At 38.1% G+C, this 25411-nt stretch carries 30 protein-coding genes; 16 read left to right on the top strand and 14 right to left on the bottom strand.

The window, feature by feature from the left end:
• The 5 genes from F3H01_RS02110 to F3H01_RS02090 all read right to left on the bottom strand — a co-directional run.
• Positions 1-913: DUF945 family protein (locus tag F3H01_RS02110; RefSeq protein WP_149724754.1), on the bottom strand; the 913-nt coding region annotated here is incomplete at its 3' end.
• Positions 910-1476 (bottom strand): DedA family protein, encoded by a 567-nt coding sequence (locus F3H01_RS02105; RefSeq protein WP_149724682.1) that lies wholly within the window; start codon positions 1474-1476, stop codon positions 910-912. The genes F3H01_RS02105 and F3H01_RS02110, both read right to left, overlap by 4 nt.
• Complete coding sequence (locus tag F3H01_RS02100; protein ID WP_149724681.1) at positions 1476-2072, bottom strand: lipid-binding SYLF domain-containing protein; 597 nt, start codon at positions 2070-2072, stop codon at positions 1476-1478. Before F3H01_RS02100 ends, F3H01_RS02105 begins: the two co-directional genes overlap by 1 nt.
• 9 nt (positions 2073-2081) lie before the next feature.
• A complete protein-coding gene (rny, locus tag F3H01_RS02095) occupies positions 2082-3635 on the bottom strand; it encodes a ribonuclease Y (protein ID WP_149724680.1) in 1554 nt (517 codons plus the stop codon).
• The gene (locus F3H01_RS02090) at positions 3568-4200 is read right to left on the bottom strand and encodes a 5-formyltetrahydrofolate cyclo-ligase (protein WP_149724679.1); all 633 of its coding nucleotides are present in this window, start codon (positions 4198-4200) and stop codon (positions 3568-3570) included. Before F3H01_RS02090 ends, rny begins: the two co-directional genes overlap by 68 nt.
• Before the next feature lie 49 nt (positions 4201-4249).
• On the opposite strand from F3H01_RS02090, the gene F3H01_RS02085 reads away from it, so the two are divergent.
• The 4 genes from F3H01_RS02085 to radA are packed head-to-tail and all read left to right on the top strand — an operon-like array spanning position 4250 to position 7418.
• Positions 4250-4882 carry a TlpA family protein disulfide reductase gene (locus F3H01_RS02085; RefSeq protein WP_149724678.1) on the top strand — a complete coding sequence of 211 codons (633 nt, stop codon included), beginning with the start codon at positions 4250-4252 and terminating at the stop codon, positions 4880-4882.
• Positions 4882-5748 carry a signal recognition particle-docking protein FtsY gene (gene ftsY / locus F3H01_RS02080; protein ID WP_149724677.1) on the top strand — a complete coding sequence of 289 codons (867 nt, stop codon included), beginning with the start codon at positions 4882-4884 and terminating at the stop codon, positions 5746-5748. The genes F3H01_RS02085 and ftsY overlap by 1 nt, the downstream gene beginning before the upstream one ends.
• Positions 5741-6103 (top strand): VanZ family protein, encoded by a 363-nt coding sequence (locus tag F3H01_RS02075; RefSeq protein ID WP_149724676.1) that lies wholly within the window; start codon positions 5741-5743, stop codon positions 6101-6103. Before ftsY ends, F3H01_RS02075 begins: the two co-directional genes overlap by 8 nt.
• Entirely contained in the window at positions 6078-7418 is a 1341-nt protein-coding gene (gene radA / locus F3H01_RS02070) for a DNA repair protein RadA (RefSeq protein WP_149724675.1), read from the top strand. The genes F3H01_RS02075 and radA overlap by 26 nt, the downstream gene beginning before the upstream one ends.
• A gap of 145 nt (positions 7419-7563) precedes the next feature.
• Here the strand turns inward: radA and F3H01_RS09355 are convergent, their stop codons facing one another.
• The 3 genes from F3H01_RS09355 to fliL all read right to left on the bottom strand — a co-directional run bounded on the left by F3H01_RS09355 (position 7564) and on the right by fliL (position 9413).
• Positions 7564-8391 carry a Cj0814-related protein gene (locus tag F3H01_RS09355; RefSeq protein ID WP_149724674.1) on the bottom strand — a complete coding sequence of 276 codons (828 nt, stop codon included), beginning with the start codon at positions 8389-8391 and terminating at the stop codon, positions 7564-7566.
• Between the two features lie 144 nt (positions 8392-8535).
• Complete coding sequence (gene acpS, locus F3H01_RS02060) at positions 8536-8880, bottom strand: holo-ACP synthase (RefSeq protein WP_149724673.1); 345 nt, start codon at positions 8878-8880, stop codon at positions 8536-8538.
• The gene (fliL, locus tag F3H01_RS02055) at positions 8877-9413 is read right to left on the bottom strand and encodes a flagellar basal body-associated protein FliL (RefSeq protein ID WP_021091240.1); all 537 of its coding nucleotides are present in this window, start codon (positions 9411-9413) and stop codon (positions 8877-8879) included. The genes acpS and fliL overlap by 4 nt, the downstream gene beginning before the upstream one ends.
• 58 nt (positions 9414-9471) lie before the next feature.
• Between fliL and ybaK the strand changes: the two genes are divergently transcribed.
• A complete protein-coding gene (gene ybaK / locus F3H01_RS02050) occupies positions 9472-9954 on the top strand; it encodes a Cys-tRNA(Pro) deacylase (RefSeq protein ID WP_149724672.1) in 483 nt (160 codons plus the stop codon).
• On the opposite strand, the gene F3H01_RS02045 is transcribed toward ybaK, so the two are convergent.
• The gene (locus tag F3H01_RS02045; protein ID WP_149724671.1) at positions 9943-10929 is read right to left on the bottom strand and encodes an SAM-dependent methyltransferase; all 987 of its coding nucleotides are present in this window, start codon (positions 10927-10929) and stop codon (positions 9943-9945) included. The genes ybaK and F3H01_RS02045 overlap by 12 nt on opposite strands.
• Complete coding sequence (locus F3H01_RS02040) at positions 10926-11534, bottom strand: trimeric intracellular cation channel family protein (RefSeq protein WP_054196787.1); 609 nt, start codon at positions 11532-11534, stop codon at positions 10926-10928. Before F3H01_RS02040 ends, F3H01_RS02045 begins: the two co-directional genes overlap by 4 nt.
• Positions 11535-11651: 117 nt before the next feature.
• On the opposite strand from F3H01_RS02040, the gene F3H01_RS02035 reads away from it, so the two are divergent.
• A complete protein-coding gene (locus F3H01_RS02035) occupies positions 11652-12314 on the top strand; it encodes a lipid-binding SYLF domain-containing protein (protein ID WP_149724670.1) in 663 nt (220 codons plus the stop codon).
• 91 nt (positions 12315-12405) lie between these two features.
• Here F3H01_RS02035 and F3H01_RS02030 read toward each other — a convergent pair whose 3' ends face one another.
• A complete protein-coding gene (locus F3H01_RS02030; protein ID WP_002942234.1) occupies positions 12406-12615 on the bottom strand; it encodes a hypothetical protein in 210 nt (69 codons plus the stop codon).
• 150 nt (positions 12616-12765) lie between these two features.
• Between F3H01_RS02030 and F3H01_RS02025 the strand changes: the two genes are divergently transcribed.
• From F3H01_RS02025 to modD, 10 genes are all read left to right on the top strand, one after another.
• Positions 12766-13212: a Fur family transcriptional regulator gene (locus tag F3H01_RS02025; protein WP_149724669.1), complete on the top strand. Its 447-nt coding sequence runs from the start codon at positions 12766-12768 to the stop codon at positions 13210-13212.
• Between the two features lie 101 nt (positions 13213-13313).
• The gene (locus tag F3H01_RS02020; RefSeq protein ID WP_021091233.1) at positions 13314-13637 is read left to right on the top strand and encodes an HMA2 domain-containing protein; all 324 of its coding nucleotides are present in this window, start codon (positions 13314-13316) and stop codon (positions 13635-13637) included.
• On the top strand, positions 13630-14280 hold the full coding sequence (locus tag F3H01_RS02015) for a ferritin-like domain-containing protein (RefSeq protein WP_103589311.1): 651 nt from the start codon (positions 13630-13632) through the stop codon (positions 14278-14280). The genes F3H01_RS02020 and F3H01_RS02015 overlap by 8 nt, the downstream gene beginning before the upstream one ends.
• Before the next feature lie 31 nt (positions 14281-14311).
• On the top strand, positions 14312-14623 hold the full coding sequence (locus F3H01_RS02010) for a hypothetical protein (RefSeq protein ID WP_223155325.1): 312 nt from the start codon (positions 14312-14314) through the stop codon (positions 14621-14623).
• 9 nt (positions 14624-14632) lie between these two features.
• The gene (locus tag F3H01_RS02005; protein WP_149724667.1) at positions 14633-14950 is read left to right on the top strand and encodes a magnetosome protein MamC family protein; all 318 of its coding nucleotides are present in this window, start codon (positions 14633-14635) and stop codon (positions 14948-14950) included.
• A complete protein-coding gene (locus tag F3H01_RS02000; RefSeq protein WP_087577962.1) occupies positions 14947-15270 on the top strand; it encodes an oxidoreductase in 324 nt (107 codons plus the stop codon). The genes F3H01_RS02005 and F3H01_RS02000 overlap by 4 nt, the downstream gene beginning before the upstream one ends.
• Positions 15254-17329: a heavy metal translocating P-type ATPase gene (locus F3H01_RS01995; RefSeq protein ID WP_149724753.1), complete on the top strand. Its 2076-nt coding sequence runs from the start codon at positions 15254-15256 to the stop codon at positions 17327-17329. The genes F3H01_RS02000 and F3H01_RS01995 overlap by 17 nt, the downstream gene beginning before the upstream one ends.
• Positions 17330-17343: 14 nt before the next feature.
• On the top strand, positions 17344-18807 hold the full coding sequence (locus F3H01_RS01990; protein ID WP_223155323.1) for an alanine/glycine:cation symporter family protein: 1464 nt from the start codon (positions 17344-17346) through the stop codon (positions 18805-18807).
• 12 nt (positions 18808-18819) lie between these two features.
• Positions 18820-19077 (top strand): helicase, encoded by a 258-nt coding sequence (locus F3H01_RS01985; protein WP_103625175.1) that lies wholly within the window; start codon positions 18820-18822, stop codon positions 19075-19077.
• Position 19078: 1 nt separating this feature from the next.
• Complete coding sequence (gene modD / locus F3H01_RS01980) at positions 19079-19912, top strand: ModD protein (protein ID WP_149724665.1); 834 nt, start codon at positions 19079-19081, stop codon at positions 19910-19912.
• Between the two features lie 357 nt (positions 19913-20269).
• Here modD and F3H01_RS01975 read toward each other — a convergent pair whose 3' ends face one another.
• The 3 genes from F3H01_RS01975 to F3H01_RS01965 form a co-directional block, all read right to left on the bottom strand.
• Complete coding sequence (locus F3H01_RS01975; protein ID WP_149724664.1) at positions 20270-22210, bottom strand: BCCT family transporter; 1941 nt, start codon at positions 22208-22210, stop codon at positions 20270-20272.
• Positions 22211-22336: 126 nt separating this feature from the next.
• Positions 22337-23782, bottom strand: coding sequence for a DKNYY domain-containing protein (locus F3H01_RS01970; protein WP_149724663.1), 1446 nt, complete (start codon positions 23780-23782; stop codon positions 22337-22339).
• A gap of 13 nt (positions 23783-23795) precedes the next feature.
• A complete protein-coding gene (locus tag F3H01_RS01965; protein ID WP_149724662.1) occupies positions 23796-25292 on the bottom strand; it encodes a DKNYY domain-containing protein in 1497 nt (498 codons plus the stop codon).
• Positions 25293-25411: the final 119 nt, after the last annotated feature.

Raw genomic sequence — 25411 nt, 5'->3', positions numbered from 1 at the left:
TGTCTAATACATTATTTAATGCAGGCACATTGATGTTTGAGATTTTGCTATCAAAGACAAAATCTGTATATTTTATTTTATCAACTGCCACTATACCTATTTTTATAGCATCGTCTGATCTTCCAAGATCATTTGAGATTTCAAATTTTGAGTCATACTTAAAGTCATCTATCAAAATATTACTTATATCATTAGATGCGAAAGACACTCTTTTAAATTTAAGTTTTGCTAAATAAGGTACAAGCTGACTCTCTAAAATTTTTGAAAACTTAACCGGCTCTTTATAACTTGAGTCAATATAAAATCCTTCGATATTTAGATCAACTTTGTTGTACTCACTAAAATCTTTCAAAGAAATCTTATCTGCTTCAACCTTTAAGCTGTTTATACTATCTTTTGAATCAAGCGTCATACCAATCTTTATATCTTTTGTATTAATGGCAGTTTTTTGCTTATCATTAAATTCAATATTGCTAAATTTGATATCTACATCTTTATCGCCAGTTAAGCTAACTTTTGTTTTAGTTGTTGCAATGACATTTGATCCCATAAATGTTGCAATAATGTTTTTAATCATATCGTTTTGAATAGAAATTTTTGAGTCTATTTCAAAGCCATCTATAAAAGCAAGCACTGTATGAGAAATTTCATTTTCTACTTTAAAAACCAAATCCTCATTTACATTTTTACCAAATATATTTTCCAAAAGATCTTTTGAAACACTAAAATCAAATGATCCTTTTGAACCAAAAAAACCTTTTTTGTAATTGTTATTAGAAATTTTAAAGCCCTTAATATTATTTAGATCATTCACTATCCTTTGATAGTTTTTCTCCACCTCATTTGAAGCAAAATAAACCGCTCCAATGGCCACCACGATAACCACGATTAAAGCAGATATCACCTTTTTCATGCTTTTCTCCTTTTTGTAATATGTTGTAAAAAAAACCAAATTCCAAGCAACAAACAAACCATAGCAAGAGGCATAATATATCCATGCTCGCCAAGATAGTCGCTTGCACCTACAAAATAATCACCCGCTTTAAAGCTGGCAAATCCGATAATGACCGCCCAAAGCATTGACGAGATCAAATTTATAATGCTAAATTTATAAAATGAATACTTCGTAAGTCCAAGTGCGATAGGAACCAAAGTTTTAACTCCGTAGATAAATTTTTTGATAAATATTATCTTATCGCCGTGTTTTTTGGCCAAAATTCCTGCATAAGCAAGCTTTCTTTTATGATTTTTGATAAAAGGCATAAGTGAGTTTTTATTAAATCTTGCGACATAAAAAATTAACGTGTCGCCGATTGTATTTGCCACAGCAGCGACAATTATACTAAGAGTGATATCCATCTTACCGGCAAAACTTAAAATTCCAGCGGCGATTAATGCAACCATGCCGCCACCAAGGCTATAAAAAAACAATACAATATAGCCGTATGTTGAAACTGAGTTTATGATATCTTGCATTAATCTCCTAAAAGTTTAGATGCAGAGGCTATTAGCTGTTCATAAGCATAGCTACTTTGCTTTAAAATTTCTTCTCTTGCACTGATGACTGCTCCACCAAAGCTAGCTCCCGCAAAGAAACCATCATTTGCGGCATATGCGTAGATATCACTTGAAAATTTAAAATCGCTTACTTTACTATAATTGCGTCCAATGTCACCAAAAGCTACTGAAAGCTTTGTATCAAGCGTGATCTTGGCATCTTTGATATCATGGATAATGCTATCTTTAAATATAAAAAGCACAAGCGAACTATCTTCATAACCAAGCTGTATACCGATACTACCGCCACTTATGCTAACTGGTAAAATTTCACTTGGCGAGTTAATGTTGCCAACAACCATGATGCCATCTCCGCCCATGCCACCAACTACAAAACCGACCTTTTTAACACTTGGAAAGATGATCGTCGCTTTTGACTGCTCGATTAGCTCTTTTATAGGAGCGTTTCTAGCGCCTCTCATCGTTGTTATAAACGAGTTTGCCGAATCTAGCACGAGCTCCTCGCTGGCAAAGCCAAGTGAGAAAAATAATAAAATTGAAAAAAGAAATTTCATATCTTGCCGTTATTTCGCAAAATCAACAGCGCGAGTCTCTCTGATGACACTTACCTTTATCTCACCAGGATACTGCACCTTGCTCTCAATCTCTTGAGCTATCTCTTTTGCTACAAGCACGGCCTCGTCGTCGTTTATGAGTTTAGCATTTGCGATGACACGAATTTCACGGCCTGCATTTATCGCATAAGCTTGTTTGATACCGTCCTTACTTTTTGCGATATTTTCGATCTCTTCGACACGCTTTAAGAAGCTCTCAAGCACCTCACGCCTTGCACCTGGACGAGCTGCACTTAGTGCGTCAGCTGCGCAAACAGCCGCACTTTCTATACTTGTTGCCTCTTCGTGGCCGTGGTGAGCGTAGATCGCGTTGATGACTACTGGATGCTCTTTGTAGCGTTTACAAATTTCTGCTCCAAGATCAACGTGACTGCCCTCGTACTCGTGAGTTAGCGCCTTACCGATATCGTGAAGTATGCCAGCTCTTTTTGCAAGTTTCTCATCTCCGCCACACTCAGCTGCGATGATACCAGCTAGATGCGCTACTTCAAGGCTATGAGCCAAGGCATTTTGACCATAGCTTGCTCTAAATTTAAGCTTGCCTATTAGTTTTACGATCTCTGGATGAATTTTATTTAGACCAAGATCCATGACGATATTTTCGCCCTCTTCTTGTATACTTTGCTCAAATTCTTCAGTCACTTTTTTGTGAAGATCTTCTATCCTTGCTGGCTGAATTCTTCCATCCTCCACCAAAAGCTCAATCACTCTTGTTGCGATCGCACGTCTGTAAAGATTGAAGCTACTTAGTATGATTGCATGTGGTGTGTCATCAATGATAATATCAACGCCAAGCACCATTTCAAGGGTTTTGATATTACGTCCCTCTTTACCAATTATCCTACCTTTTAGCTCATCGTTTTTAATGTTTACTACATTTATCAAACGCTCAGCCGCAAATTCTCCAGCAAATCTTGACGTAGCCTGCGCCAAGATGTAATTAACTCTCTTTTTAGCCTCTCTTTTTGCTTCTTCTTCGTATTTTCTAACGATATGAGCGATATCCGCACGAGACTTCTCCTCGACCTTTTTAAGCACGACCTCTTTTGCTTCTTCTTCTGTTAAGCCAGCAGCGTGCTCAAGCACTCTTATTGCTTCTTCTACTTTGTTTTGATAAGTCGCTTTTAAATTTAAACCCTCTTCGTAAGTGATCTTTGCCTCTTGCTTATCTTTTTCAAAAAGCTCTTTACTCTCGTTTAAAAGCTCTTGCTCATTTAGCAAAATTTTCTCTTTTTTGGCTAGTTCATCAAATTTACTCGCATACTCTTTTTGAAGCTTTGTTGTTTTGTCATCGTACCTTTTTTTAGCCTCAAATTCAGCCTCTTGTACTGAAATTTTAGAATTTTTAAGCGTTAGTTCAGCTTCATACTCGATAGCTTTTGCCTTTGCTTTTGCTTGTTCTAAGAAGATGTTGTAGTTTGCATCATTTATCTTTTTAGCGTATAGATACCCTGCTCCAACGCCCGCCACACCGGCTCCTAAGCCTATTAAAACCTCTATCATTTATTCCTCTTTTTATATAATTTTTATTTGGGGTTATATAAAAGTCTGCTACCGCGTCTTGTGCATTTGAAAGCACATCTTTGGTGTAAAAGTCTTTTATCTCAAGAAAAACTATCTGTTTTGGCTTAATGGGCAAAGAGTCAAAAAATCTATCATAAAATCCTTTTCCGTGCCCTATCCTAGCCATAGCTCCATCAACCCCAATCGCTGGAACTACTGCCATATCAAGTCTAACATTATCCATTTTTTTGCCAGATGGCTGTCTGACGTTAAATTTATAAGTTATAAATGGCAGTCGCAATCTTACCATCTTTAAGCTAAGACCTACCATAAAAGGGGCAAAAATTTCACATTTACGTGATAAATTTCGCCTTATTTTAAGCACATCAACTTCGTAGTTAAGTGGCAAATAAAACAATACTTTCTTAGAATTTGTAAAATTTATCAAATTTAAAAGCGTTTTTGTAGCTTTACAGTGCGAGCATTTGGCCTTAAATTTAGTAAGTTTCATCAAATTTGCTCTTGCATTTTTTCTAAATTCATTTTTTTCTAAATTAACGCTCATTTTATGCTCTTTCTTGTATAATCCTGAAATCTTATTCAAAAGGAAATTTATGACATTAAAACGAGCAATTATAACATCACTTTGCCTTTTTGCCTTTTTTGGATGTGGCGACGAGAACAAGCAAAAAAACGAGCAAAATACAAGCGAACAAACGCGGGGCAAAATTTTAGATAAAAATGCTAGCAAAGATGAAAATTTAAGCAAAGACTCACTCACTCCAAAAATGAGTGAAAGTGCCCAAGAAAACGAGGTAAAAGAGATAAATCTAAAGCTGCTAAATGGCACAACTATGCAGATTACAAAAAGAAGTAATGGCTTTGATGTAAAAGATGGCAAAAAAGCAACTCTTTACGTATTTTTCGCCACTTGGTGCCCTCCGTGCAAGGCAGAGATCCCACACTTAAACAACCTAAGCGAGAAATTTAAAAACGAACTAGATATCGTTGGTGTGCTACTTGAAGACAAAAGTGAAGATGAAGTAAAAGATTTTGCTCAAAAATATAAAATAAAATACGAAGTAGCGGTTGGCGAGGGAAATTTTTTATTTGAAAAAGCGATGGGCGGCATAAAAGGCTTGCCTGCGTCAGCACTTTTTAAAGCAAATGGCGACTACGTTCAAGGCTACATCGGTCTTGTGCCTGAAGAGATGCTTGAAAATGACATAAATAGGGCAACAAAATAATGCTTGATTTTCTAAAAAAAGGCTTTGAGAAGACTTTTGGAGCGATAAGCTCAGCGAAGAAGTCAAAAAAGATAGACAAAGAGAGCTTAGAAGAAATTTTACTTGAGGCCGACGTAGCTTACGAGATCGTGGAAGAAATTTTATACTACTTACCGCCACAAGATGAAGTGAGCAGAGCTGATCTTAGGCGCGTTATGAGTAGCTATTTTATCTACGAAAATGAGCGTGTGATCGAGCCTGATAAGCCATTTGTCGATCTTATCCTCGGCGTAAATGGTGCTGGTAAGACGACAACCATCGCAAAGATAGCAAATTTATATAAAAATAATGGCAAAAGCGTTATTTTGGGCGCTTGTGATACATTTAGAGCTGGAGCGATCGAGCAGCTCCGCCAGTGGTCAATTAGACTAAATGTGCCAATAGTCGCCACACAGCAAGGGCATGATCCTTCGGCTGTTGCTTACGATACGATCAGCTCAGCCCTTGCAAAAGGTATCGACCGAGTCATCCTTGACACAGCCGGCAGACTTCAAAACCAGACAAATTTAGCAAACGAGTTAGAAAAGATCGTTCGAATTAGCAAAAAAGCCTACAAAAAAGCACCTCACCGAAAAATTTTGATTCTTGATGGCACGCAAGGTAACGCCGGAGTTGCGCAAGCGAAAGCGTTTAACGATATCGTCTCGCTTGATGGTGTCATCATCACAAAGCTTGACGGCACTGCAAAGGGCGGAGCACTATTTGGCGTGGCGAGGGAGCTTGAGCTACCTATATTTTATATAGGCGTTGGCGAGAGTATGGACGATATCATCAAATTTAACCCGGATGAATTTTTAGACGAGCTAATGGACGCTATTTTTGAGTAAAGTAAAAAGTCTAGATAAATTTTGCTTTTTTGCGGCTCTTTTAGCAGTTGATTTTCTTGCATTTACTCCAAAAAGTCCTACGATCATCGAAAATTCGTGGGACAAAGCAAACCATTTTTTAGCTTTTTGCGTCCTTTATCTCCTACTTTATCTTGGCTATGAGTTTAAAATTTTAAAAAATTTAGCCCTACTTTTAGCCTTTGGTGTGCAAATAGAACTCGTTCAGGCGTTTTTACCAAACAGGGAATTTAGCCTGCTTGACATCGTGGCTGATATGATCGGAGCGGCTTTTGGAGTGATAGTAGTTGAAATTTTAAAAAGGATATATTATGGCAAAAGCAAAGCCAGTTTTTGAGTGTCAAGCCTGCGGTAATCAACAAGCAAAGTGGCTGGGCAAATGCCCACAATGTGGGGCTTGGGATAGCTTTATCGAGCTTAGCCAGCAAGAAATAAAGATAAGCAAAGAGATAGCAAAAAGTAGTGGTGCACCTAGCAAAGCCATAAGTATAGACGAAGTTGAAATTCAAAATTTCACGAGATTTAGCACCAAAGATAGCGAGCTAGACCTTGTTCTTGGTGGCGGTGTAGTCGAGGGCTCACTTGTGCTTATAGGCGGTAGCCCTGGCATCGGCAAATCAACCCTGCTTCTAAAAATCGGCTCAAATTTAGCAAAAGACGGCAAAAAAACGCTCTATGTAAGCGGCGAAGAGAGTCAAAGCCAGATAAAAATGAGAGCTGACAGACTAAATGCTGTGGATAAAAATTTATACCTATTAACTGAAATTTGCCTAGAAGATATCCTACTAGAGGTGCAAAAGAGCGACTACAAGGTGCTTGTAATAGACTCCATACAAACGCTTTATAGCCAAAATATAAGCTCCGCCCCAGGCTCGATCACGCAGGTTCGCGAGATCACATTTGAGCTAATGAGGCTTGCAAAGAGCCAAAATATCTGCGTTTTCATCATCGGACATATCACCAAAGAGGGTTCGATCGCAGGGCCTAGAGTACTTGAACACATGGTCGATGTGGTACTTTATTTCGAGGGCGACGCGAGCAGAGAGCTGAGGATTTTGCGTGGGTTTAAAAACCGCTTTGGCTCGACGAGCGAGGTTGGTATATTTGAGATGAGCCAGCACGGACTTGTGAGTGCAAATGAGGTCTCAAGTAAATTTTTCACACGTGGCGGGGCGATGAGTGGCAGTGCAATAACTATCATAATGGAAGGCTCAAGAGCGCTTAGCATCGAAATTCAGGCGCTTGTTTGTGAAAGCGCCTATCCAAAGCGAAGCTCGACTGGTTTTGAGAGAAACCGCCTAGATATGCTGCTAGCCCTACTTGAGCGAAAGCTAGAAATTCCACTTGGACACTACGACGTTTTCATAAACGTTTCAGGTGGCGTTAAGATAAGCGAAACTGCGGCCGATCTAGCCGTCATTGCAGCGATAATCAGTAGCTTCAAAAACCGCCCTATTAGCAAGGATAGCGTATTCATCGGTGAGCTAAGCCTAAACGGCGAAATAAGAGAAATTTTTAACCTCGATCAGCGCCTAAAAGAGGCAAAAATGCAGAAATTTAAAAATGCTATCATCCCAAACAAACCGCTTGACACGCAAGGGCTAAAATGCTTTTACGCAAAAGATATCACGCAAGTGCTTAAGTGGATGTAAATTTGTCTTGCTAGCGACTTAATATCAATACTTTGCTGGCTAGGACATGTTTTTTAAAATTTATCTTTTGTATAATTCTGAGAGCATCTATGCTTTTTCTTTGAAATTTAAATTATAAAAATTCCATTCTTTGCTTATAAAATACCTATGCCCTCTTATCCACTTTAAGCTTTGCCACTTTTTCTAAAATCTCAAACATGCTCTTGCCACTATCAAATTCACTCTTTATAAATTTATAAAGCTCTTTAAATCTCTCATCGGCTTCAAGCTTATAGGTTTGAGACTTTTTAGTAACTTGTATAGGTGTAAATTTCTTCTCTTTGGTATTGTCTTCTTTTTCAAGATTATCTGTATTCTGAATACCTTTTTCGTTTAGCTCTTTTAATATATTAACAGCATTTTTAACATCTTCGCCAGATAAAGTTAGATCAAACCGCTCTTTTAATGCATATTTAGCCCACTCCTCTTTAAACTCATCAACGCTCATATCGCTATCAAGCAGATCAATAGTCCTTGAGTTTTTAGTAAATAGCAAATCTTGATTGCCACGATATTCATTTAAAAATTCATTTACAGTGTATGGGGTATCTCTTAAAATTTTTGGCTTATCATTGTCTGGTTTTGCTTGCTGACCTTGTATATATTCTACAAATAAACCCTTACTTTCATTTATGAAATTTTTAAGATCTGATAGCTGCTCACTTGTAAAGTCAGGATCATAACCTCTAAGCTTTCCTATGATAGTGACTTTTGCGTCATCGCCCTTTGTAAAGCCAGATAGTGGATATATATGTCTATCATAAGACGCAGCTTGAGCTTTTCTATCAAGCCTTGCGTATTTAGGAAAGCTCATACCATATCCCATATCGTTACTAAGTATCTCGTTTATATCGTTAAATTTAAATCCCATCTCTCTTGCTATGTTCTCTCTTGAGAGATAGTTAGAAGTTGGGAGGTTATTAGAAATTTGCATTTTACTATCCTTAGTTTCTTTAGCTCCATTAAATCTTAATTAAAGATATCGTCTTTTCTTTAAAAAATTTTATAAAAATACGTTTTTTAAATTTATCAGAAGTAGCTAAAAGATATTAAAAAGCTTTGTAAAAATGCATAAATTTTAGACAATCATCACTGCAGCTACGGCAAATCCGCCATCGTGAGTTATGCTAAGGCTTGCTTCTTTGATATTAAAATTTGTATAAATTTTTGGGCTAAATTTTATCTTTGGTGCGTTTTTTGCGTCTTTGCTAAGCTCAATGTCCAAAAAGCCACACTCTTTGCTGATGCCCACACCAAGAGCTTTGCTAGCTGCTTCTTTGGCCGCCCAAAATCCAGCCAAAGTCGCATCATTTTTTGCTAGCGCGATCTCGTCATCACTAAGAAATTTTTTTAAAAAAAGCTCGCCATAACGAGCTTTAAGTCTAGAAATTCTATCTATCTTAATGATATCAATACCTATCATTGCACCACAAAATCAGTAAAAAATATATTTTTGATGTAGCCATCATTTAGCACTTCATTTAGCTTACCGACGATCTCGTCTTTTAGCCTATCCTTGCCCTTTGCAGTGCTTACTTCTTCGTAGGTTTTTGATGAAAGTGTTCTTATAATAATATCTCTTAAAAGTGCTTTTTTCTTATCAAGCTCAGGAGTTAGCAACTCATCGCTTTGCTCCATATCGATCTTAGTTTTAAGAAATCTTGAGCCATTTTCGCTAAGCAAATTTACAATAAACTGATCAAGCGGATATATCGGCCCCATATTTGAATAGTCGTTGCTACCATGCTTTGCCTTATTTTGAGCTGGCATGGACTGCGTTTGAGTCTGAGCTGGTGTTTGCGCCATATTTGCCTCTTTTGGCTCATCAGAACTAAGCATCAAAAACGCGACTAGCCCTCCAATAACTAGCAGCAAAACAAATATCGCAATGATAATTATCATTAATGCACCATTGCCACCTTTTTTTGCCTTTTTCTCTTCAACTTCTTCAGCCATCTTTCCTCCTTTAAGTTTTGGCTATAATTATACAAAAAATTCGCAAAAATGAGAAAAAATGATACATAAGACAAATGCTGCTAGAGCTTTAGACAAGCTAAAAATTAATTATGAAATTTTAGAGTATGAAGTTGATTTAAACGATCTTTCAGCCCTCCACGTAGCAGCTAGCACCAAGCAAGATATAAAGCAAATTTACAAAACTATCGTTTGTGAGTGTGAGCCTAAAAATTTCGTTGTTGCTTGCTTACAGGGTGATTTGGAGCTTGATCTAAAAGCACTTGCTCACGCGTGTGGCGCCAAACGCTGCGAACTTATAAATTTAAAAGATCTAGAAAAGATCACTGGCTACATTAGGGGCGGCTGCTCACCGCTTGCTATGAAAAAACACTTTGTCACATTTATCGATGAACGTGCAAAAGAGCAAGAGTACGTGCTAGTAAGCGCTGGAGTGAGAGGCAAACAGATAAAAATAGCACCAAATGATCTTTTAAAGGCTTGCGAGGCAAGTTTTGCCAATATCGCTAGGCTAGCTCTTTAAAAACTCTATAAATTTAAACTTCTCGCCTAAAAACTCGGGTGAAAGTAGAAATTTTGCTTGTTTAGCTGCATTTTCATAGGCTTGCTTGCTACCTTTTTCAAGCACCAAAGATAAAATTTTATCCATGCCAAGATCGCAAACTAAAGCCTCATTTTGTTTTTTAAATTTAAGCATCTCAAAGCCAGTCTCACTAAAAGCCTCTTTTACTTGCTTAAAGCAAAGGCTATATGTTAGATCCGATCTTTTAAAATACGGCTGAAGATCTGAAATTTCAAATAAAGAAAATACTTGATGGTCTTTAAAAATCCTTAGGCTAAACTCATTTTTTGGCTCAAATTCGCCGTAGTCAAAGCTTAAAAATCTAACCTTTTTTGCTGCATTTGTAAGCTGGGCTGCAAATTTAGCGTAGCTAGTTGATATCTCACCTTTTGTTATGCCAAATTTCTTTGCAAGAGCTAGTAAATTTTGATCTGCTTTTTGCCAGTGAAATTTTAGATCATCATCCACAAAAAGCATATTATCTGCGTCTATCACCTCGCAACTAAATGCGTCAAATATCTCATTTGAGATGATAAAAATTTCATCAAACGAGCACTCGCCCAAATTTTCATAGTGTTTTATTTTGATGTCATCGCCAAAGCGTTTTGCAAAAGTCTCAAGCTGTCTTTTACGTAAAATTTCATGAGGCTCGATGATGATAAGCTCTAAATTTGGCAAAATTTCTGGCTCAAGCGTAAAGATGCCTTGCGCAAAATCAGCTAGCATTTCACCTGAGTTTGCGCCAATCTCTACGACCTTGCAAGAGCTAGAAATTTCGCCGTTTTTAAGCAGCTTTAAAAAGTAGTTCGCAAGGCAGGCGCCAAAGAGGTAGCCAATGCTTACATTTGTGTAAAAATCACCCTTTTTGCCGATATCTACGCCAAATTTATAGTAGTTTTCATTGACCCAGATATCAAAAAACTCGCTAAATTTCATAGATCAGGTAGCTTCCAGCCTCTGTAAAACGCAAACATCCTAACTGTAATGCCAGCAGCAAGCAAGAGCATGGTAAAAAATATATTGGTAAGGCCTAGATGATATAGCACAAAGTAAGCAAGCCCCACGCCAAGACTTATCGTGCCGTAAAGTCCGGTGCGTAAAAACCATGGAATTTCATTTAGCAAAATATCTCTTAAGATACCGCCACCAACGCCGTTAAAAAAGGCAATCATCATCACACCAAAGATGTTGTAGTTATACTCAATAGCAACCATTGCTCCAACGATCGAAAAACAGATAACATCGATCGCATCGGCGAAGATGAATACAAATTTTCGCTCCAAACCTTCTCTTTTTATGTGTAAATTTGCCACTCTTGAAACAATCAACATAAAAATAACAACGCTTACTGGCATATAGTGTGTAAATGAATAAACCGCCCTGCCAACGAGCATATCACGCATGATACCGCCACCAAGTGCAGTCAAAAATGCAGACAAAAAGACTCCAAGCCAGTCACACTCCTTTTTTACTGCAAATAAAAACCCGCTAAGTGCAGCTGATGCGATACCGACGTATTCGACAAAAAGTATTAAACTCATATTTTTCCCTTAAAAGGTCGCATTTTATAATGAACTCTCATAAAAAATCATTAATAATATTTTTACCATTAGTTTATTTTAGGCTATAATAACGAAAAATTTAAGGAAGGAATTTTAATGAAAAGACTATTAATCATATTTCTTGCTGGTTTATTTTTCACGCCAAACTTAAATGCTGATGTGATCCAAAATCAAAAGCTAAAAAATGCAATAAATATTTTAAATGCTTTTGGTGCAAGAAATTTAAAGCCAAACATTAAATTTGAAGGCATAAAAGCGATCGCCATAATCCCTGATGTAACAAAAGCAGGCGCTATCGTTACTGGCTCAACAGGCAAAGGCGTATTTATCGCTAAAAACGATGATGGTGAATGGTCAAGCCCATTTTTTGTAAATTACACATCTGGAAGCGTAGGCTTGCAGATTGGTTACAGCTCAGCTGACATGATCATCTTATTTAAAAATTCAGAAGCTTATGCAAATTTATTTAACTCAAAAGATACGATCAGTCTAAAAGCAGAAGCAACTGGTGGCGTTGGTAATGAAGTAGCGATCACAAGTGATTTGCCTGAAATTTCAGCATTTGCTGAGGAGCGTGGCAAGACAAGTGGTGCTTTTGTAGGCGTTAGTCTAGATGTGGCAAGACTTAAAATAAATATACAAGATACAAATGATTACTATGAGCGAATGTATGATTTTGAAAATATCTACAACAATAGCCCAAAAGCTAGTAAATACACACTAAAATTTAAAGAAATAATCTCAAAATACTTCTTATAGCTCAAATTTCTTGGCTCATTAAGTGGGTCAAGGGCTCTTTTTATTTTTACTTTTTTGATTAATTTTATAGAAGTTATGGCTTAGCTTTTTGCTAAACCATAAATAGTGAAACAAAGCGTTTTTTAGGGATTGGAGAAAATTGAGTCATATACTCAAACGCTTCTTCGTAATCGCCATCTGTATATTGTGCAACTTGCTCGATAAGCTCATAAAGCTCCTCATCGTCCATAGAATCAAAACTGCCTCTATTTTCTAAAACCTCTAACAAAACGGCGTCTAATTCAAGCTCGTCGTAAGTCATTTTATTCCTTAATTTTGATTTAAAAAATGCGACACTATACCAAAACAATCTTATAAAATACTTTACTTGAAATTCGTAAGAAATTTTATGTTTTTTTTATAAGTAAAGTTGTAAAATCCTTATATTCATTATCATTTTAATTGGGAATTTGTGGAAAATTTTGAACTATTTTATAAGCATTTTAAAGAGTTTTTAGAAGCCTTTGGGCAAAAAAGCTCAGAGTTAAAAGAACAAATTTTGCATGTACTTTTCATTAGTAACTCTCATCTAAGTGCTCAAGAAATTTCTTCAGAAATTTACAAAATCCACAAGAATGAAATTTCAATGACATCAATTTACTCTTTTTTAAATTTTCTAGAAATGCATCATCTTGCAAACTGTTTTGAAGAAAATGGAGTAAAGAAATTTGAACTAAATTTAAAATCCTCGCACGATCATTTGATATGTGAAATTTGTGAAAAGATAGTTGATTTTGAAGATGAGATGATAGAGCAAAGGCAAGAGCAAATTTGCAAAGAAAAAAATTTTAAAGAGCAGTCACACACGATGATGCTTTATGGTATTTGCAGTGATTGCCAAGAGAAAAATGGAAATTAAATTTTATCATTTCATTTTACTTTTTGATAATGAAAGACAAAAAAATTTCAGATTTATTTAAGCTGTGAAATAGATAATACGCAATTAAAAAAAGGATGAAAATGGATATAAAAACACAAACTTTAGCACAAGTTGCAAGCTATTTTTCAATGATAGCTCACACAAACGGCAGACTAAGAGTAAGAGTTAGCCCAAAGATAAAAGAGCTAAGTAGCAGCGTAAATTTAGCTAGCCTAGATGATGTGATAGCTCAGATAAATGGTATAAAAAATGTAAAATTTAACAAGCTAATCGGCTCTGTAACAATCGAATACGATCATGAAATTTTTCCAAAAAACCTTTGGGAAGATCTCTTAAAAGGGCAAAATTTAGAAGAGATCTCAACTAGAGTAAATGAAGTTGCAAAAGAAGTGAAATATGCTTAATGAACTTTTAAATGCATCATATACCAGCGAAAAGAACGCACTTAGCTTATATGAAAATTTAGCTTCATTTGGTGATGTTTTTAACGAGATCGCAAATATCAGAAAAAATGCGATCATCTTGATAGAAAAATTTGCGAGTACACATGATTACGAGCTTGCTTGCGAAAATGAAGCTATATTTTTGCCAGCAAAAAATAAAGAAGATGCGCTGATACAAGCTTTAAACTATGAGTTAGAGCTAAATAAAATGTATGAAAAATTTTGTGAAAGCTTAGATGATGAAGAGCTAAAAGATCTATTTTTTAGACTTTGGGCTACTTCAAATAATGAATATGTCACCTCTTTAAAACAACGCTTAAAAGAAATTTATAGTGGCTGCGAAATAAAAAATGAGCTAAATTTAAATGAAATTTCACAAAATTTTGAGCAAAATGGCATAACAAATATTTTAGAAAACTATCAAAACGACTTTAATGAGATAACTAAAAGCTTGCAAAATATCGCAAGTGGCAAAGCTGATAAAAGCGAGTTAGCAAAGATAACTAATAATCCAAATTTCTCGTTTTTTAGCGGACTTGCACTTGGGGCATTAGGCATTTCAGTAGTTAGCAAAAATTTTAATAAGGATGAAGAAAATGAATAATTTACAAAATCAAACAAAGAAAGGATTTAAAATGGCATTACCATTTTTAGCAGGTTTAGCAGTAGGCGGTTTAGCAATAGCTGCTTGGAATAAAAGAGATAAGATCAAAGAGTACGCCCAAGATGGCTTTGATAAAGGCAAAGAGGCCGCAAAAGGTCTTTACAAAAAAGGTAAAAGTGTTGCAAAAGATGCAAAAGACTTTATAGTAAAAGAAGAGAAAAAAGTAAAACGCGGTGCTAAAAAAGTAGAAAAAGAGGCTGAAAAAGTGGTAAAGAAAACAAGAAAACCACGCGCTAAAAAGCCAGCTGCTCCAAAAGCTATCACACCAAACGATATAGCATAAGGATAGAGAATGCAAGAAAATAGTCTTTTTACACTTTCAAGCACAAGACTTCCATTTGATCACTTCATCAGCGGTGCTTTAATCGCTGGCATGGGTGCAGCTGCACTTGGCTTTAGTGACTATCTAAATAATAGAGCGACTAAAAAAGATGTCGCTAAAAAGATAGCGAAATACGCTGTAACAGGTGGTTTTGTAGGTGCTGTTGGTATTCATGCTTCAAATTTAATAGCACAAAAAAAATATCTAAATGCAGCAGCTTTTACAGCAGCTGGTATCGGCGGTCTTTTGATAGCAGAAAAACTAATAAAATTGGAGAGTAAACAATGAATAACCCTTACATCAACGAAGAAAACGTAGCAAGTGAAACTGCGGCTAACAATGCAGCAGCTACTCAGCCAAGCGCAATTGATAACGCAATAAATAATGCAGCTCAAAATTTACCATTTGTACCTGAAAATTTTAATGCTGCTGGCTTTGTAAAAGGTCTAGTTCTAGGTGGTATCGCAGCTTATGTACTGACTAATCCAAAAGCACAAGAGTGCGTATTTAAAGCGATTATCAAAGGTGGCGAGCTTATAAATGCTGGCATAGAAGAACTAAAAGAGCGTTTTGAAGATGTCAAAGCAGAACTTGACTCACAAAAATAAGATCACTCTAGCTCACAAGAGTAAAAATAGAGCGAGGTTTATTTGCGAGAGCCTAAACGCTAGAAGCGACGTCAGCGCTATCGAGGCTGCGATCTCAGAGCGAACTGATGCACTAAGTGTTCGTGTAAATAAATACGCAAAAAGCATTATCGTTGAATACAATAAAAACTACGATAAAATTTTAAACTTTATAAAGAGCTACGAATTTCCAACAAAGGCAAAAGATCCAAATTTGCCAAGCAAGGCAAATATCTATAAGGCTGCTGCTGCACTTGGCATAACACCATTTATGAGCAATAAAACTCTAAAATCAGCCGTGACTCTTTATGCCACAGCACCAAATTTAATAGAAGGTGCAAAAGAACTAAGGCATGAGGGCATCACCTCAAAAGTGCTCGAGGCAACTGCTATTGGCACAAGCCTTGCAATGGGCGATCATTTGGCTGCAAATAGCACAAATTTGATGATAAATATCGGCGAATACATGGAAGAAAGTGCTAGCCACAGAAGCGATGATCTCATCAAAGAGCTAGCCAAACCAAACATCGAAGAGGTCTGGGTCGAGCGAAATTTAAACGGTGAAAAGACGCTTGAAAAGGTAAAAACCGAAAATTTAAAAAAAGGCGACATTGTAGTAGTCGGAGCTGGCGAGACGATAGGTGTTGATGGTTACATCGTCGAGGGTAATGCTGATGTTAATCAAGTCTCAATGACTGGAGAAGCCGAGCCTGTAGCAAAAGCTAGAGGCGACCGCGTCATAAGTGGCACTGTTGTCGATGAAGGCAGGATCAAAATTTGGGCTGAAAATGTAGGTAGTGATACAGCAACAGCTAGGATCAAAGAGTACATACAAACTTCACTCAATGAAAAATCAGCCATTGGTGTAAAAGCGTTAAAACTAGCTGATAAACTTGTGCCTGTTACGCTCTCGCTTGCTGGACTTTCATACATTATAAATAAAAATATGAATAGTGTTGCTAGCGTACTTCAAGCGGACTACTCTTGCGCATTAAAGCTTGCTACACCAGTTGCTTTTAAATCAAGCATCTCAAAAGCTGGCAGAAATGGCATTCTTGTAAAAGGCGCAAAGGCGATCGAAGCTTTAAGCTCAGTTGATACTTTTGTATTTGATAAGACCGGTACTCTTACACATGGACGCCTAAGTGTAGTTGAAATTTACTCATTTAAAGAGGACTTTTCTCAAAATGATATATTAAATTTAACTGCAAGTGCCGAGGAGCATTACTTTCACCCGGTAGCCGAAGCAATAGTTGAAGCTGCAAATAAGCGTGGTTTCCACCATATTCATCACGATGAAGTTGAATTTATCGTAGCTCATGGCGTAAAAACTGCGATGCACGGCAAAGAGGTAGTTATCGGCAGTAGACACTTCTTAGAAGATGACGAGATGATAAGCTTTAAAGCTCATGAAGCTTTAATAAGCAAAGCATTAAATAGCGGTTTAACCTTACTCTACGTAGGATATGACAAAGAGCTAGTCGGAGTCATCGCTATGAAAGATGATATGAGAGAAAACGCAAAAGACATGGTGGCAAAACTACGCAGTCTTGGCGTAAAAGAGGTCGTCATGCTAAGCGGCGACATCAAAAGCAAGGCTGAAGAAGTAGCACGTGAGCTTGGACTTGATAGAGTCTATGCAGAGTGCTTACCAACAGATAAAGCAGCTATCATCGAAGAGCTAAAGAGTGAGGGCAAAAAAGTAGCCTTTGTGGGAGATGGCATAAATGATGCTCCAAGCCTAACTAAGGCAAATGTGGGTATAAGTATGCACAAAGGTGCTGATATAGCCAAAGCAACGGCTGATATAAGTCTTTTAAAAGACGATATCATGAGCGTAGCTCTCGTAAAAGAGCTCGCAAATAAAACAATGGATTTAATTAGCTCAAATTTCCGCTCAACCGTTGGCGTAAACACAGCTATACTAAGTGCTGCGACACTTGGTATGTTAAATCCAATAGCAACTGCCATGCTTCATAATGGTACAACGATTTGGCTTTTATTAAATTCAATGAAGGGCGTAAAATTCAAATCGAAATAAATTTGAAAGGGTAGATGGTGCTTGATAGTTTCTTAAATTTTTTAAACGGCAAAATGGACGTAGCCAACGACTTTTTATATGGATATTTTTTAGTCATTATTCTTGTGGCTACGGGAATTTATTTTAGTTATTTGACTCGTTTTGTGCAGTTTAGGATGTTTTTTGAGGCTTGCAGGGTCTTAGTAGAAAAAAAAGACAAGTACAATAAGCACCATTTAACGCCATTTCAAGCACTTATGATCTCGACTGCTTCGCGCGTTGGCATAGGCAATATCGCTGGAATTTCAGCAGCCATCGTCGCGGGCGGTCCGGGTGCTCTTTTTTGGATGTGCTTGATGGCATTTTTAGGATCAGCTTCAGCTTTTATAGAGAGCACGCTAGCACAAATTTATAAAACAAAAGACGTTTTTGGATTTAAAGGCGGTCCAGCTTATTACATCAAAAATGGCCTTGGCATAAAATGGCTAGCTTCTCTTTTTGCAGTGATCCTCATCATCACCTATGCATACGGCTTTAACGGACTTCAAAGCTACACCATGACATCAGCCTTTGAAATTTACTACGACAAAGCTGGTAACAACGTTAGCTTTGCACAAAGCGGCCTACCTGTTGGCATTGGCCTTATCCTTACTGCATTTGCGGCAGTTATGTTTTTTAGCAAAAGCCACATCATAGGTAAAGTAAGCTCATACATTGTGCCTTTCATGGCACTTGCCTACATCTCATTAGCACTTATCGCTATCGTTTTAAATTTCAAAGAAATTCCTGATGTTGTTAAGATGATCTTAGAAAATGCCTTTGATTTTAAAGCGATATTTGGCGGATTTGCCGCCAGCGTGATCGTAATAGGCATCAAAAGAGGCCTTTTCTCAAACGAAGCTGGCATGGGTTCAGCTCCAAACGCAGCAGCTGCAGCACATACTAGCCACCCAGTAAAACAAGGCCTAGTTCAAGCAATGGCAGTCTTTATAGATATGACGATATGTATCGCTTCTGGTATGATCGTGCTATTTTCACAGGCCTATCTTACGAAGCAAACTGGATCAAGTGGTGAGGTGCTAACAGCACTTCCTCTCGTTCAAGCCGCTATGAAAGAGTATTTTGGTGAATTTGGAGTTCATTTTACCACTCTTGCAGTCGTACTTTTTGCCATCACTTCGCTTATTGGCAACTACTACTACGCTCAGGCAAATATGAAATTTTTAACCAAAAACCACAAGCTTACATTGCTATTTAAGATAACAGCTGTCGTTATGATATTTATTGGTGCTCAGATGAATTTAAAGCTCGCTTGGAATATCGCTGATATCACAATGGCTGCAATGGCAACTATTAATATTATCGCTATATTCTTACTTTCAAAAGTAGTGATAATAGCAGTCAAAGACTACGAAGCTCAAAGAAAAGCTGGGATAAATCCAGAATTTGACCCAGAAAGTCTTGGCATCAAAAATACAAGTTGCTGGAATAAAAACTAAATGGAGAAGAATTTGAAAAACGATACAAAAATAAGTGGCAAACTACTTGACATAAATACTCACAGAAAGGTAGCAAAGGTCGGTATGGGCGTTACTTTAGCGACAGTTTGCTTAACGGCACTTTGCATGAATGGCAGAGGTATGAAAAAATTACACACAGTTTCAGGCATTGCATTTACTTGCTTTGCTCTTTATCATGCTGGGCTTTATGACAATGGAATCTTTAAAAAAATGATAATAAAAGCAAAAAATGAGGCAAAAAAGGCATAAAATGATACTTAGCGACGCAGAAATTCTAAGCTATATAAACGAAGATATACCTTACTTTGATCTTACTACGTCGCTTCAAAATATCGATAAAAAAGCCTTACTTGAAATTTATTCACGCGATGAAATTTGTGTTAGCTGCGTTGATGTAGCCGCTAGCATCGCGAGGTTACTTTCATGCGAAAGTCAAATTTTTGTGCAAAATTCTCAAATTTGCAAGGCTGGCGATGTGATCATAAAAATTTATGGAAACTATGAAAACGTGCATAAGGCTTGGAAGTTAGCTCAAGTCGCACTAGAATATGCCAGTGCCATCGCAACTTATACAAATAAAATGGTAAATGCCACAAAGTACGTCAATGAAAAATGTGAAGTGTTGGCAACTAGAAAGAGTTTTCCGTTTGCTAAGAAATTTTGCGTAAAAGCCGTACTTGAAGGCGGTGGTGGCATCCATAGGCTTGGGCTTAGCGATAGTATTTTATTTTTTAAAAACCACATGAAAGCCTACGGTAGCTTTGATAAATTTTTATCGCATTTGCCAGAGTTTAAAGCAAAAATGGCTGAGCGAAAAGTATGCATTGAAGCTGAAAATTTAGACGAAGCAAATAAGCTTTTAAAAGTAAACTGCGACGTCGTGCAGTGCGATAAATTTAGTCCAGAGCTCATCGAAAATGTACTCTCTTTAAGAGATGAGATTTCGCCAAATACCATTATCCTAGCAGCTGGTGGTATAAATTTATCAAATGCAAAAGAATACGCAAATGCCGATGCGATAGTAACATCAGCGATGTATTCAAAAGGCGTTGCTGATATCAGCACCAGACTTGAGATTTTATAAATTTTTACAATGATCGATACAGTAAAACATCTATCAAAGTTAAAAATTTACAGAAAATGCATTTTGGCTCTGGAATTTGAACGATACGCAACAAAAAATTAACATTTTTTATTTCAAATTTATCTCATAGCTACAAGCAAAAATACAAACTAATAAAGTTAAATTTTCTAATTTGTTTTCTCTAAAAAATAAGGACACTCATATCTTGCTTTACACCACGTGCATAAAACTCAATCAAATTTTAAAATTTACAAACAAGTATATCACGCTTTTAAATTCAGTAACAAACGATAACGAGTGAGTAAAATTTAGAATTTGCCTAGAAATTTTCAAATTCCAGGCAAATTTCACTCAAATTTACTCTCTAACAACATGTAAAAACTGCATGTGTTTGCGGTATTGCTCGATGACGTCGTTTATCAGCGTGGCTTCGCTCCAGCCAAGCACGTCGTAGTCTTGACCGCCCTCTTTTAGATAGACCTCGGCCCTATAATAAAGATCGTCGCCGTCAAGCTCTCTGGTGTAGTCTGGGCTCTGGCTTTTGGTGAGATATACGCCGTATCTAAAGTCCATCTCGTCGCCAAGTCCGACGTTTAAATTTACGAAATTTTCAGCTTTTGTTACATTTGCCTCAAGACCGTTTTTGGCAAATTCATCTTTTAACTCGTTAAAGGCTTTTAGCACGACTTCGTTTAGAAATTTACTGCCGTCTTTTTTGCTAGGTAGCGTGATGATCGCGCTTAGTCGCTCTTGCCAAGGCTTTGAAAGATCGCTAAGAGGCATATTATTAAAGTTATTTGTCTCTTTTTTGGTTATATCCACGCGCAGCGCCTTAAATAGCCCGTAAATGGCGCCAAGTAGCACTATGGCAAATGGCAACGCCGTAGTTATCGTAAGTGCTTGAAGCGAGCCAAGACCGCCAGCTAGCATCAAAAATGCCGCCACGACGCCCACAGTAACGCCCCAAAAGACCTTTTGCCAAACCGGCGTATCGTCATTACCGTTTGAGCAAAGCATGTTTATAACTATCGCCGCTGAGTCGGCAGAAGTTACGAAAAATATGACGATCATAAAAACCGCGATCGTGCTTAGCACGCCTGAGAAGCTAAATTTTTCTAAAAACATAAAGAGCGCCGAGGCCGAGTCAGAATTTACCGTGCTGGCAAGCTCGCTAAAGCCGCCTTGTACCAAGGCAATCGCCGAGTTGCCAAAAAAGCTCATCCAAGCAAATGTAAAGCCCGTCGGCACCAGAAGCACGCCGATCACAAATTCTCTTATCGTCCTACCCTTTGAAATTTTAGCTATAAATAGCCCCACAAACGGCGACCAAGATAGCCACCAAGCCCAGTATAGCAGCGTCCAGCCGCCAAGCCAGCTCTCGTTTTGCCTCTCGTAGGCGTAGAGATTAAATGTGTTTGAGATGAGCGTCGATACGTAGTCGCCGCTGTTTTGCACAAACGACTTTAAAAGCTGCGTCGTATCGCCTAAAAATAGTATCAAAAACATAAAACATATGGCTAGCGCGATGTTTGAGTTTGATAAAATTTTAATCCCTTTATCTACGCCGCTAGCCGCTGATATGGTCGCTGCAAAACAAAGCACTATTAGAAGCGTAATATGCATGGTCGGCAGGCCAAAAACGTGCGTAAGGCCGGCATTTACCTGAAGTACGCCGTATCCTAGCGATGTCGCCACGCCAAATAGCGTCGCCACGACGGCAAATGTGTCGATGGCGCTACCTATCTTGCCGTAAATTTTATCGCCGATTATCGGATAAAACGCCGATCTAAGCGTGAGCGGCAAGCCGTGTCTATACGAGAAAAAGGCGAGAATTAACGCAACGATAGCATAGACCGACCATGCGCCCATACCCCAGTGAAAGAAGGTGATATTCATCGCAAGCTTTTGCGCTGCGATAGTTTGCGCGTCGCCGAGCGGCGGATTTAGATAGTGCATGAGCGGCTCGGCCACGCCAAAAAACACAAGCCCGATGCCCATGCCGGCGGCAAAAAGCATAGAAAACCACGAGATATTTTTGTGCTCCGGCTTTACGTGATCGGCTCCTAGTTTGATCTCACCAAGCTTGCTAAAGCCAAGGATGATGATGCTTAGAAGTATGACGGCGACGGCCAGGATGTAAAACCAGCCAAATTTGGCCGCGATGTAGTTTTGCATGCCTTTAAAAAACTCATTTGAGAATTTTGGGAATATCGCTGCAAATGCTGTTATTAAAACTATGACAACAAGCGATGGGATAAATACCGAGTTGTTAAATTTTGATCTTTGAAATTTAAACATTTTTCTCCTTTTTGTAAATTTCAGCTTCCTTCCAAACTAACAAAAAAGAGTAAATAGGTCAAATTTACTACTTAAATTTTTTATGAAATTTTAAGCTTTAGCCACCAAAAATAGCTACTTTGAAATTTATCTCAAGTCGCTTTTATCTCTCTTTAGTTTTGCAAGAGTTATTAGCACTATGACGACAAAAGCGATGCCAAATGTGATATACAAAATGATCTTTGGCGAGTCATACTCTATCCTCGATCTTGCGACCTCTTCGCCGCTTGTCTCCACTAGCTCGCCACGCTTTATCATACCGCTGATATCTTTTGCGCTAAGCTCTTTAGACGCTCTTGTTAAAATTTCTATGACACCAGGATCCGCCACCTCATAAACGCTATGCTTTATGCCATAAAATGGCTTTATCTTGCTAAAAAAATAGACCTTCTTGCCATTTGCATAAACTGCGCCATACTCGCCATCTTTTACCAGCCCTATCTCACGCCAAGAGAAGCTTGGGGCAAATTTATATAAAGAGACCGTTTGCGCCTCTAAGTGCCTGCCGTGCTTTGAGCGCCGCCACTCTTCGCCCTGCTGTAAAAAATACGCCAAGCTCTCATCTACAAAAATGTCAGCATAGAGCCTTTTTAGCTCGCCTTTTAGCTGGTAGTCTGAAATTTTAGCTTGCTCGTTTTTGCTGCTATCCCAAAAGTAAATTCCATCTTTGCTGGCAAAAAGAGGCCAAAACGAGTGCACGTTATCCACGCTATAAATGGCGCTATAAGGCATATTTTGAGCGCTAAATTTACGCTCATTTGCAAACGCCGCCCCACTTTTTGGCTCAAAAAGATATTCTATGTCATGCTTAGCATCGTAGCATATCCGGCGCGTCTCATCTGAGTAGCTTGCATCAAGCCTATAAAAGCCCATAAATAGGCTTTTGCCGTCTGTGTAATATCCGCTAGGAGCGCCGTTTTCTGCCGTGATGTATCTTGGCTCACTAGGATCTGCGTCAAGCTTTTCGCCCTTGTAGTAAAGCGTGTCACCATCTCTTGCAAAGCCAGCGTCAAATATAGGCTCTAAATTTGTGCTTTCAACCAGCTTTGTCCTATAAAAATATGAGCTATCATCGTAGCTTTTTATAAAGACGTGAGTGACGCTTTTCATAATGGCGATAAATTCGTTAAATCCCGCCTTTTTCTCGCTTCTAGAACTGCAATAATAGCTTATCTTGCCATCACTTATATAGCCATTGCCAAGCACTTTGGTGCTGTTTGGATCAAGATCAGGTAAAATTTCTCTAGCGCAATATACACTGTTTTTATCAGCCGCTACGTTTGAGTAGTCATACGCGTGTTTTAGCTTTAAGACCCTAAAACTAGCCTCATCGACGCCTTTTAGCTCATACTTGCCACTGCCTGAAATTTGAACGTAAATTTTACCCTCAGGCGAGCGGTAAAACTCGCTACTATTAATGTTTGCAAAGCCTCTTTGATACTCTCCCTCACGCCACAGATAAAGCATTGCCAAAACAAAACATAGCATCAAAATAACAAAAAGATAAAGTATCTTAGTCGCAATTTTTCTCATAATCTATAATCATCTACCTTTTTTTAAGCTTGTTTGCTTGCTTTTTATTTTTAAAAATGGCGCCAACTACCGAGGCTACAAATGCAATGGCAAAAAATATCAAGTAGGCATATTTTTGCGAGTAATCATCAAAGTCGCTTACTGCATCGATCACCACTTCGCCCTCAGCTGGCGTCATAGCGCCTTGATCTACCATTTTTACTATCTCATCTAGTTTTAAATCCTTAACATTTGGGCCATAAGGACGAGTGAGAATTTCAACCACACTAAGGTCGTTTATATCATAAACACTGCTGTTAAAACGCCAACCGTAGCCGACGTTATCAAAATAATATGTCTTATCTCCATTTGCATAGACCGCTCCGTAGCTATCGTTTCTTACAAGACCTATCTTTCGCCACTGCTCTTTTGTATCAAGCCTTACGATACACGTGTGGCGAGAGCTTAGGCTGTGATCATTTTTCGTGTTGTGCCAAATTTCATAGATTTTTAGAAAATATGTCTTGCCGTCATTTATCACCACGTTGCCATATAGTGGCGTTATCTCGCCTTTAAATGGATCATCTCCGTCTCTTACAAACTCGCCCTCATCTATGCTGTTATACCACTGCCACTTTCGCTCCCAGTGATAGATACCGCCTTTGCCACGAAAGAGCGCATGATAGGAGTGCTCATCTTTTAGGTTAAAAAGTGGCTCGTATGGGGCAAATTTTGGGTCAAATTCGTGATCGTTTGCATAAACCATGCCAGAATTTGGCTCATAAAGATAGTGAATGCGCCATATCTCGCCGATATCACGCATTTGCGGGCTAAATTTGATCCCTAGTTTTGTGCTGTCATAATAGACATTTTCTCCGTCAGCCGTAAAATGTATGCTCTTTCTGCCAGATACCTGCTCGATGTAGCGCATTTTGCTGGCATTTGCGCCCTCTAGCTCTTTGCCCTCATGATAGACCTTTACTCCGTCGCTTGCATAGCCAAAGCCCAAGATCGCTGCTAAATTTGCGTTATCAACCTGCCTAAATTTATAGATATGAGTTTGCGCTTTTGGAGTGTTAAACATTTTATGTGAGAATATGTCCCAAAACTCTTTAAGTGCGGATATTTCGAGGTTCGTCTCGCTTACGCTATCGCAAAAATATGTTATCTTGCCATCGCCAAAATAGCCATTGCCAAGCGCTCTAACGCCATTTGGATCAAGCCCGCTCATCACGAGATTGCCACAATATACCGCCTTATCGCTAGCGCCAACGTTTCTGTTGTCGTATTTGCCGGTGTCAATGTATCTAAATTTACTGGCCCTCACGCCTATTAGCTCAAATTTACCACCACTTGGCACCATGGCATAGACTTTGTCGTCTTTTACGTAAAAAAAGCTATTATTTAACTCTTTACTATCGCCAATGTCGTCATCTAAAATAGAAACTAACCCAAAGATAAAAAAGTAGGTAGCAAAAAATATCACAACAATGGCGATCACTACAGAGATTAGCGGATGTTTTTTTAACATTTTAGCTCCGTTTTAAACAAATTTAGCGACCTCATCATGCCGCAAACCTTTCATGTATTTAAATTTCAAAACACCTATCCAAATATAAAATATCTAAAAATCAAAAACTGATAATATAC

This window comes from Campylobacter concisus, assembly GCF_902460875.1.
Taxonomy (GTDB): domain Bacteria; phylum Campylobacterota; class Campylobacteria; order Campylobacterales; family Campylobacteraceae; genus Campylobacter_A; species Campylobacter_A concisus_AA.
This window is presented reverse-complemented; position numbering and strand designations above follow the sequence as displayed.